The organism is Alienimonas chondri (genome assembly GCF_013036045.1).
In the GTDB taxonomy this organism is placed as follows: Bacteria; Planctomycetota; Planctomycetia; order Planctomycetales; family Planctomycetaceae; genus Alienimonas; species Alienimonas chondri.
The window spans coordinates 1-9489 of the sequence record NZ_WTPX01000169.1; the positions used below are offsets into that span (position 1 = coordinate 1).

The 9489-nt window shown below is 67.6% G+C and carries 7 protein-coding genes; 5 read left to right on the plus strand and 2 right to left on the minus strand.

The window, feature by feature from the left end; all coding sequences use genetic code 11:
• Positions 1-48 precede the first annotated feature (48 nt).
• A complete protein-coding gene (locus LzC2_RS18340; protein WP_171189484.1) occupies positions 49-2352 on the plus strand; it encodes an alpha-amylase/4-alpha-glucanotransferase domain-containing protein in 2304 nt (767 codons plus the stop codon).
• A 120-nt stretch (positions 2353-2472) separates the two neighbouring features.
• Here the strand turns inward: LzC2_RS18340 and LzC2_RS18345 are convergent, their stop codons facing one another.
• Both LzC2_RS18345 and LzC2_RS18350 read right to left on the minus strand, forming a co-directional pair.
• Entirely contained in the window at positions 2473-3603 is a 1131-nt protein-coding gene (locus LzC2_RS18345) for a DUF1559 domain-containing protein (RefSeq protein ID WP_171189485.1), read from the minus strand.
• A gap of 114 nt (positions 3604-3717) precedes the next feature.
• Complete coding sequence (locus tag LzC2_RS18350) at positions 3718-4209, minus strand: macro domain-containing protein (RefSeq protein WP_171189486.1); 492 nt, start codon at positions 4207-4209, stop codon at positions 3718-3720.
• A 336-nt stretch (positions 4210-4545) separates the two neighbouring features.
• Between LzC2_RS18350 and LzC2_RS18355 the strand changes: the two genes are divergently transcribed.
• From LzC2_RS18355 to LzC2_RS18370, 4 genes are all read left to right on the plus strand, one after another.
• The gene (locus tag LzC2_RS18355; RefSeq protein WP_171189487.1) at positions 4546-6999 is read left to right on the plus strand and encodes an ABC transporter ATP-binding protein; all 2454 of its coding nucleotides are present in this window, start codon (positions 4546-4548) and stop codon (positions 6997-6999) included.
• Positions 7000-7051: 52 nt separating this feature from the next.
• The gene (locus LzC2_RS18360; protein WP_171189488.1) at positions 7052-7300 is read left to right on the plus strand and encodes a hypothetical protein; all 249 of its coding nucleotides are present in this window, start codon (positions 7052-7054) and stop codon (positions 7298-7300) included.
• Positions 7301-7417: 117 nt separating this feature from the next.
• Positions 7418-8356, plus strand: a complete 939-nt coding sequence (locus tag LzC2_RS18365; RefSeq protein ID WP_246255146.1) for a prenyltransferase/squalene oxidase repeat-containing protein — start codon at positions 7418-7420, stop codon at positions 8354-8356.
• A 214-nt stretch (positions 8357-8570) separates the two neighbouring features.
• Positions 8571-9365 carry a carboxypeptidase regulatory-like domain-containing protein gene (locus LzC2_RS18370; RefSeq protein ID WP_171189489.1) on the plus strand — a complete coding sequence of 265 codons (795 nt, stop codon included), beginning with the start codon at positions 8571-8573 and terminating at the stop codon, positions 9363-9365.
• The last annotated feature ends 124 nt before the right edge of the window (positions 9366-9489 follow it).

The following is a 9489-nucleotide window of genomic DNA, read 5'->3' on the forward strand; positions in this document are numbered from 1 at the left end:
CCGATCGCCCCCGCCTCCCCCAGCCCCGGCCGCGTGCCGCGTCGCAGGATGTCCCAACACGCTTCGCCGCACTCGTCGTCGACATCGGGCGGTTCGTTTCCGGTCGGAAGTCCGCGGCTGCGGCTGATTCTGTGTCTGCACGATCATCAGCCGGTCGGCAACTTCGACGGCGTGTTCGCGGCGGCCTTCCGCGACAGCTACGAGCCGTTCCTGGACGTCTTCGAGCCGTTCAAGAGCCTCAAGATCGCCCTGCACATCTCCGGCAGTCTGCTGGAGTGGCTCGAACTGCACCGGCCGAAGTACCTGCACCGCGTCCGCGATCTGGTGGACGAGGGCCGCGTGGAGATCCTCGGCGGGCCGTATTACGAACCGATCCTCGCCGGCATCCCCCGCCGCGACCGCGTCGGGCAGATGACGCGGTATTCGCATCACCTCAAGAGCCTGTTCGGCCAGCCGGTCCGCGGCATGTGGCTGCCGGAGCGCGTCTGGGAGCAGCAGTTCGCCGGGGACATCGCCGAAGCGGGCCTCGAATACTGCGTCCTGGACGACGGCCACCTGCGGGCCGCGGGCCTGCGGGACGAAGACCTCAACGGGCACTTCCTGACCGAAGACGACGGCAAGCTGATCGCCCTGTTCCCCGGCGACGAGCACCTGCGGTACCTGATGCCCTTCCGGCCGCCGCACGAGACGATCAATTATCTGGAACACGTCGCGAACGCCCGCGAAGCCGCCGGCGCCCCCCGCGGCACCGCGGTGGTGTTCGGCGACGACGGCGAGAAGTTCGGCACCTGGCCCGGCACCTATAAGCCGGTCTATGAAAAGGGCTGGCTGCGGGGGTTCTTCGAACTGCTCACCGAGAACGCTGATTGGCTCCAGACGAGCACCTTCAGCGAAACGCTGGACGCCGTGCCCCCCGCCGGCGAAGTCAGCGTGCCGGACTGCTCCTATCGCGAAATGACCGAATGGGCGCTGAACACGCAGCGTCAGGAGGAACTCAATAATCTGGTCGAGGCGAAGACGCCCGAGGCCGACTGGTCCACGTTGAAGCCCTATATCCGCGGCGGGAACTGGCGGAACTTTCGCACGAAGTACCCCGAGGCCCGCGAGATGTACGCGCGGATGACGGAAGTCTCCGCCCGCCTCGCCGCGTTCGTGGAGAAGGTCGAGGGGCCGGACAAGGCGAAGCTCGATCAGGCCCGCACGCACCTTTATAAAGCGCAGTGCAACTGCTCCTACTGGCACGGGGCGTTCGGCGGCCTGTATCTGCCGCACCTGCGGAACGCGGTCTACGACCACCTGATCTCCGCGGACAGCATCCTCGACGAACTCGACGGCCGCACCGGCCGGTGGTGCGCGGTCGCGGCGAAGGATTACGACCTCGACGCCCGCAAAGAGGTCCGCTTGGCCGGCGATAAATTGATCGCCTATCTGAAGCCCAGCCGCGGCGGAATCTGCTACGAGTTGGACGTGCGCGGCGCCGGGCACAATCTGCTGGCGACGCTGGATCGTCGGCCGGAGCCGTATCACGCGAAGATCCTCGCCCACGCCGCCAACCCGCACGCCGCCCAGGCGGCCGCCCACGGGGACGACAGCGTCAGCATTCACGATCTGGTTCAATTCAAGCAGCCGGACCTCGATCAGAAGCTCGGCTACGACCTGTATCCGACGAAGGCGTTCGTCGATCACTTCCTCGAACCGGGCCTGACCCGCGAGGAGTTCCGGGCCGGCCGTGGGGAGCTGTCCGACTGCCCCACCGGCGTGTTCGAGACGACGCTGAAGCGCTCCGCCGCCGCGGCGACGGTGATGATGAGCCGCACGGCCCGGCTCAGCCGGTTCGCGGTTCGCTTTCATAAAACCGTGACGCTGGCGGCCGGGTCGAACGCCCTCTCGGTTCGTTATCAGTTCAGCGGTTTGCCCGCCGGTCGGCCGGTGCACTTCGCGACGGCGGTGCATATCGCGGGCCTCGCCGGCAGCGCGGACGACCGCTACTTCTACGACGCCCACGGCGTGCGTCAGGGGACGTTGGATACCGCGTTGAACCTCCCCGCGACGAACCGCGTGGGGCTGTGCGACGAGTGGCTAGGATTGGACGCCGCCCTCGAACTGGGCACGGCGAGCAGCGGCGGTCCCGGCGGGATCTGGACGCACCCGATCGAAACCGTCTCCGGCAGCGAAGCGGGCTACGAGAGCGTCTTCCAAAGCTGTGCGGTCGTGCCGCACTGGGAGTTCCTCGCCCCCGCCGACGGCCGCTGGGCCGTGGACCTCACGCTGACCTGCGACGCCAGCGCCGCCCAGGCGCAGGCGTTGGAGAAGGGTTTGACGCTGGATCTCCCCCGCCGCCAAGCCGCTTAGTCGACGGCCGATGGGTGGCCTGTTGGTCGATGAGGACCGACACACAATCAAGAACCGCCCCCGAACGCACGCTGCGTTCGGGGGCGGTTCTCTGTCGTCGGAACTGACGCGGGGGTCGACTCAAAACTCGCTGATCACTTCGCCGGCGGCCCGCGTGCCCAAGGCGCCCCAGGTGCCGTAGGGACTCCTGCCGCTGGTTTTGAAACCGGCGCTCTGGTCGCCGGCGTCGATCGTCTCCGAGAGGAACCGCGCCGATCCGTCGCCCAATGCGACTTGGATCCCGCCGCTGTGGTAGCTGCCGGGCGTGTACACGCCGACGGTGGCGTCGTTCCCGTTCGGGGCGCAGCTGGGGCCGCCAGGCGGCACGATCGTGGTGAAGCCGGTGAAGCAGGCCGACCCGTCGGTCCACCGAGCTCCGCGCTTCTCGTTCAGGGAGATCCCGTCGCGATAATAAAGCGGTTCGTCCGCGCTGACGGTGGCGTCGATGCACCCGGCGGGCGTATTCCAGGTTGAGATATTCTCGGCGTTGGACCCGACGAGTCGTCGATCCCCGGGAAAACGGCCGATCTCAGCGACCAGCAATGTGCTGGTGGTCCCGTCTCGCAGGTCGCGGATGCCGCGCCAGACGAAGTAGCCGAACACGCCGCGGTTGGTCGCGGTTCCCCCGACGGCGACGCCGGTCGACGAGTTGGCGCCGTTGCCGTGGTCGCCCCAGTTGGCGGCGTAGTTGGTATGGGCCACTTGGGTGTCGGCCGGGGAGTTCCCGTCGGAAGGGCACAGCAGCGACGACACCTGCGTCGACCAAGGCGGGTAGGCCGGCTCCGAGATGACGGCCCCGCCCGCGGGCCACGGCGTCGACCGGGGGCCGATCGCGCCGGTCGTCAGATCGCGTTCCTGACTCAACGGCTTGCTGATCTGGTTCCATAACGCCGTTTGATCCATGAACGGCATCAGCGGGATCAACCAACTGCCGCGGACGTTGCCCTGCTGTTCCCCCCGACTGCCGGCGTTATTCAATCGGTCCGTGCCGCCGCAACCGGAGGGAAAGGTATTATAAGTGCTGTGGTAGTTGTGCATCGCCAACCCGAGTTGCTTCAGGTTGTTCTGACACTGGCTCCGTCGGGCCGCTTCGCGGGCCTGCTGCACCGCCGGCAGCAATAGTGAGACCAAAATGGCGATGATCGCAATGACCACCAATAGTTCGATCAGCGTGAAGCCGGAGCGACGATTTGAGCGGGAAGGTTTCGACAACATAGAATCCGATAGGAGGGAGTGAGAGGGCTGGAAGAGCCCTGGAGGGATCGACGAATGTACCAAACCATCGGCGATCGCGACTGCGAAGATCCCCCACCCCTTTTCGATCTTTCACTCGGGGGCGGGATCGCGGGATCGGTTCGAGTCGTACCGCACGAGCACGATGCGGCCAAGGTAGTCGCTGGCGGCGAATTCCGCCGTCATCCACGCTTCGACCCGTTCCGCGTTCGCGCCGCCCACGCCGGCGCCGATGCGGGGGAAGGCGATCGAGGCGAAAGCGCGGTCCGTCGCGAGTCGCAGGGCGTTTCGCACGCTGTCCCGCACGGCTCGCTCGCTGGTCGTCCAGAGGAAGCCGATCCCGGCGACGTGCACGATCGCCTGATGCGGCAGGCGCCCGGCGCCGGTCGCGACGGCGCCGCCCAACGGCAGCACCCCGGCCTTGGCGAGTTCGCGAAACGGCGCCGTGCCGGCTCTCCTGCGGATCGCCCCGCTCACCCCGTGCGGGACCAGCAGCCACCAGGGGATGAGATGGCGGTTCCAAGCGTTCACGATCGCCTCGGTCGGTTGATCGAGGAGATCGCCGACGACGATCTCGTGGGGCATTGGGGGCCGATCGGCGGGGCGAAGGGAGAATGCCCGCCCAATGCGGCGGCCGAGGTCCGGCGCTCACCGTGCGGCCCGCGAAGGCCAGTCCTCATAGGGCCGCTATAGGGTCGCTTTCCATGCAACTTCGCTGCGGGTCGGCGGCGTATTTTGCGGATGTGGTCGGATCGCCGCGTTGGTGCCTTCCCTCGGACCGCTCGGCACGCGACGCTGTGCGAGCCGGCCTGGACCGAACGGCACTCCCCCGACGCCGTCCCGGTCGAACCCGCCTCGACCCGCCCCACACTCGGACGCTACACCGTTCGGTCCCCCCGCCGGACCAGAGACGACCCCGCCGTGCCCGACGTCCCCCCCGCACCGCCGACCGAACCGCCTTCGCTCTCCCTGTTCGGGAAATCGAAGCCGGTCCGCGGTTCGTCGCGCGACGGCAAGCCGGCCGCCGCGGACCGCGCCCGCGGCCTGCTGCGGGTCATCCCGTTCATCAAGCCCCATAAGGGCACGCTGATCTGGAGCGTCGGCTTCGCCTTTCTGGTGGCGCTGTTCTGGGGGGTGAACCTCGGCCTGATCCTGCCCGTCATCAACGTGCTGGCCGGCGACGACAGCGTCGCGGGCTATGTGGACGGCGAAGTCGCCACCGCACACGCCGTGCAGGTGGAGTGGTCGGAGAAATTGGAGAACGCCGAGGCCGAGGCCGCCCGCCTCGCCGCCGATCCGGACGCCAGTCGCTCGGACACGGTCGCGGCCGCCGAGGAAGTCGCCAAGGCGCAGGATCGACTGTCGCAGGCCGCCCGCAAGCTGGCCGCGCTGGGCTGGGTGCAGCAATACGTCACCCCGATCCTGCCGGACGACAAGTTCGACCTGCTCGCCGTGATCCTGGGGGTGCTGTTGATCGCCACGGTCCTCAAGGGGCTGTGCGTCATCACGCAGGACGTGCTGGTCGGCGCCGTGATCGAACGCACCGTTGCGGACCTGCGGGAGGCGTTGTTCGCTCACACGCTCAAGCTGGATATTCAAACGCTCAACGCGACCGGCACCGGCGATTTAATGAGCCGGTTCACGAACGACCTCGAACAGCTCGCCGGCGGTCTGCGCCTGTTGGGCGGAAAAGTCGTGCGGGAGCCGCTCAAGGCCGCCGCGTGCATCTTCGGGGCGATGCTGGTCAGTTGGCAGCTGACGCTGCTGGCCTTCGTGCTGACGCCGCTGGCGACGTATATCTTCGTCAAGATCGGCCGCAGCCTGAAGAAGGCGAGCCGCCGCAGTATGGAGAGCATGTCCCGCCTTTATAAAACGATGGAGGAGACGTTCGACGGCGCCGCGGTCGTCACCGCGTTCAACGCCGGCGAGCGCCAGAAGGAGCGGTTCCACCAGGAGAACCGCACCTACCTCCAGAAGGCGATGAAGATCGTCCGCGTGGACGCCCTCACCAGCCCGACCACCGAGACGCTGGGGATGCTCGCCGCATTCGGCGCCCTGCTGCCGGCCGCCTACCTGATGCTCCGTCGCACCGACAGCATCTGGGGCTTGCGGCTAGCCGACGGTCAGCTGGATCTCGCCGAACTGGCCGTGTTCTACAGCTTCCTCGCCGGGACGATCGACCCGCTGCGGAAGCTCTCCACGCTGTTCTCCAAGCTGAAACGCAGCACCGCCGCGGCGGATCGGCTGTTCGAGATCCTCGATCGCAGCCCCGCCGTCGCCGCCCCGCCGGCCATCACCCCGGTGCCGGAGCAGATTCATACGGTGAGGTTCGATCGCATCGGCTTCCACTACGCCGGCGCCGCCCGCGGAGCCGTGCTGGACGGCGTAAACCTGACCGTGAACGCCGGCGAGGTCGTCGCCGTCGTCGGCTCCAACGGCTCCGGCAAGAGCACGCTGCTCAAGCTGCTCCCCCGCTACTTCGACCCGACCCACGGGGCGGTGAAGATCAACGGGACCGACCTGCGGGACTTCGACCCGATCGCCTGGCGGGAGAAGATCGGCGTCGTCACGCAGGAGACCCTGCTGTTCGACGAGTCCATCGCGGAGAACATCCGCGTCGGCAAGCCGGACGCCTCCGACGACGAAGTCCGCGCCGCCGCCGACCAGGCCCGCGTCACCGACTTCGCCGACGGACTGCCGAACGGCCTGGACGAAGTCGTCGGCTCCGGCGGCTCGAACCTGTCCGGCGGTCAACGGCAGCGGGTCGCCTTCGCCCGGGCGATCCTCCGCGACCCGGAGATCCTGATCCTCGACGAGGCCACCAGCGCCGTCGACGCGCTCAGCGAACAACTGATCCACGAAGCCCTCGCGGAGTTCGTGGAGGGACGCACGGTCTTCCTCGTCACCCACACCGTTCGCCGCAGCCTGCTGGACCTGGTCACCCGCGTGGCGGTGATGGAACAGGGCGAGTTGGCGGGCGTCGGGCCGCACGAGGAACTGCTCGAAAACAACAGCGCCTACCGCCGGCTCTACGAGGCGCAATCCGACGAAGCCGCGGCGGGCGGTTCGCCCAAGCCGGAAGACCCGCTGTCCAAGGGTCGGGCGGAGTACCGCAAGGCCCGCCCCGCGGGTCTGCATCCCGGGGCGATCGCCTTCGACGCCGATTCCATCGACCAGTACGACCCGACGGACGAACGCCGCGACGGGCGTCCCTCCCAGCGCGCCGGCTATCAGCCGGATCCGGTCGCCTATCACTACGCCTCGGTCGGCCAGATCTTCGACCCGGACGAAGTCTCCGAGGACTCCGCCGACTCCGAAGACGAGGACCCCGGCCGAAATATTCTCCCCCTGCGGGCCACCGGTACGGACGGCTGACGCCGGGGCGGCGATGCGAGAGGGGATCGTCACCACGGAGTCCGTTCGGGCCATGGAGAACGGCGATGCCGTCTTACTGACCGCCGTTCTCGATGCGGGGGAGGTTCTTCCGGGGATGTTCCTGAACATTCCCTTGAACAGCATGTTGAATCTCACGCTCTTAATCTCGAGCGTCGCTCCGATCGGAGACGGGCTGATCCGACTGACCTTCGACTGCGACGACAGCTTGGATGCAGACCTCCTCACAGCGTTCAACTTCGAGGCCGAGACGCTCTGGGTTACGGAAGTCGGCGAGGATTGAGCCTGCGGGGCAGCTGTTGCCCTGCGTGTGATCGCTAGACTTCATGGTCCAGTTCCTCGTCTCGTTTCCGTTCCACTGTCCTACCTGCTCTCCCTCGCCGATCGTCTTGCCGGGGGGTTGGACTCGTTGCCGTCGGAGCGGCGGGGGCGGCATCGGGACTTTCTGCTCTCGCAGCAGACGCCGGACGGGGGGTTTCGCGGGCGGGATCTGGAGAACGAGGGGCTGCCGGGCGACCTCTACTACACGGGCTTCGCCGTGCGGGCGTTGGCGGTGTTGGGGGACTTCGACGAGTCGACCGCGGCGGGGGTGAGCCGGTTCCTCGGGCAGCACGATCCGCTGCGGCTGGGAGCGATCGATCTGGTCAGTTGGCTGTACGCGGCGGTCGTCGTGCAGGCCGTCGGCGGCGGCGATCCGCTGGCCGACGCCCCGCCGGACTGGCCCGAACGGCTGGCGGCCGGTCTCGAACAGAATCGGAGCGCCGACGGCGGGTATGCGAAGACGCCCGCGGGGGCGGCGGGCAGCACTTACACGTCGTTTCTCGTCGCGTTGACGTTGGAACTGATCGGCCGCAGCGTGCCGGCGCCGGGGCGGTTGGCGCAGTTCCTGTACGACATGCAGCGGGACGACGGGGGGTTCGTGGAACTCGCCCCCGTCCGCCGCAGCGGGGCCAATCCGACCGCCGCGGCCGCGGTGCTGCTCAAACTGCTGGGGCATGTCGACGAGGAATTGAAGGGCGATCTCCGAGGCTTCCTCACCGAGGTGACCGACCCCGCGGGCGGCGTGCGGGCGAACACCCGCATCCCCTTCCCCGACGGGCTGAGCACCTTCACGGCGTTCTTGATGTGTCGGGATCTGGGCATCGCCGATCCGCTGCCGGCGGCGAAGGCGCGGGCCTGGGCGGAGAACGAACTTGAACTGCCGACCGGCGGCTTCCGCGGCGCCGCCTGGGACACGCACGCCGATGCGGAATACACCTTCTACGGTCTCGGCGTGCTGGCCCTGACTGCGGAAGAATGGCAGCCCGAGGCGCGAGCCGAGGCCGTGCGACATTCGTAGGCTCCCCCGGCCTCGACTTGGGCCTCGGGCTGTCGATCGGACGCGGGATGCGCGATTGGGGGATCGCACCCATTGCCCGGCGCTGATCCATGCCCGCTTTCGTGCGGGGGGTGGGGGTCGGTACAGTGGACGGTCCGGCGGCGAGCGGCCCCTTCGCGGGGGCGTCCTGTTCGCCGCTCCCGCCCCATTTCACTTCTTGATTCGGACCGCGACGATGCCGCGCTCGCTCCTCACCCGTTTTCTTGCTCCGGCCACGGCGTTTGCCGCCGCGGCGCTGCTCTGTCCCGCCGCGGTCCACGCCGCCGGCTACGGCGACGTGAAAGGCCAGATCGTCTTGGACGGCGAAGCCCCGGACCTCGCCCCCCGCGTGGCCAAGGGCGCCGACGTGACGAAGGACGGCAAAGCGGTGAAAGACGCCGCGGTCTGTGCCGCGGATCCGATCCCCGACTTCAGCCTGGTGGTCGGTCCGACGAACGGCATCGCCAACGTGTTCCTGTACCCGGCTCGCGCTCCGCGGGATATTAAGCCGGGACTGATGGAAGAGGGCGAGAAAGTCGTGTTCGACCAGAACGGCTGCGTGTTTGAGCCGCACGCCCTGATCGTCCGCACCGACCAGACCCTGGTTCTCAAGAGCAACGACACGGTCGCTCATAACGTGCGGTTCACGTCGTTCGGCAACGCGGGCATCAACAAGACCGTGGCGGCCGAGGATCGGGTCGGCGTCGAACTGGACAAGTTCAAGCGCGCCCAGCCGGTGCCGATCCCGGCGCTGTGCGACTTCCACCCGTGGATGAAGGCCAACTGGCTGATCGTCGATCACCCCTACGCCGCGATCACCGACGCCGACGGCAACTTCACCATCGAAGGCCTGCCCGAGGGCACGCATCGCTTCACCGTCTGGCACGAGTCCGCCGGCTTCCTGGACCGGACCCTCACCATCAAGATCGAAGACGGCGAGGTCACGGAACTGGAACCGATGAAGTACGAACTGTCGAAGTTCAAACTGTGAAACGAAGCGTCCTTTCCTCGGTCCGCGTTAGTCCCTCTCTTGAAGAGAGCGGCTAACGCGGACCACCCAGTTTTCCTCCTCATTCTCTCGGAGTCCCCGGTGAGCGCCCCCACCACCCCGATCG

What these genes read in the sequence shown, in the direction of transcription:
- LzC2_RS18340 (WP_171189484.1), top strand. Translation starts at nt 49, where the DNA reads ATGTCCCAACACGCTTCGCCGCACTCGTCGTCGACATCGGGCGGTTCG.
- LzC2_RS18350 (WP_171189486.1), bottom strand. Translation starts at nt 4,209, where the DNA reads ATGCCCCACGAGATCGTCGTCGGCGATCTCCTCGATCAACCGACCGAG.
- LzC2_RS18360 (WP_171189488.1), top strand. Translation starts at nt 7,052, where the DNA reads ATGGAGAACGGCGATGCCGTCTTACTGACCGCCGTTCTCGATGCGGGG.
- LzC2_RS18370 (WP_171189489.1), top strand. Translation starts at nt 8,571, where the DNA reads ATGCCGCGCTCGCTCCTCACCCGTTTTCTTGCTCCGGCCACGGCGTTT.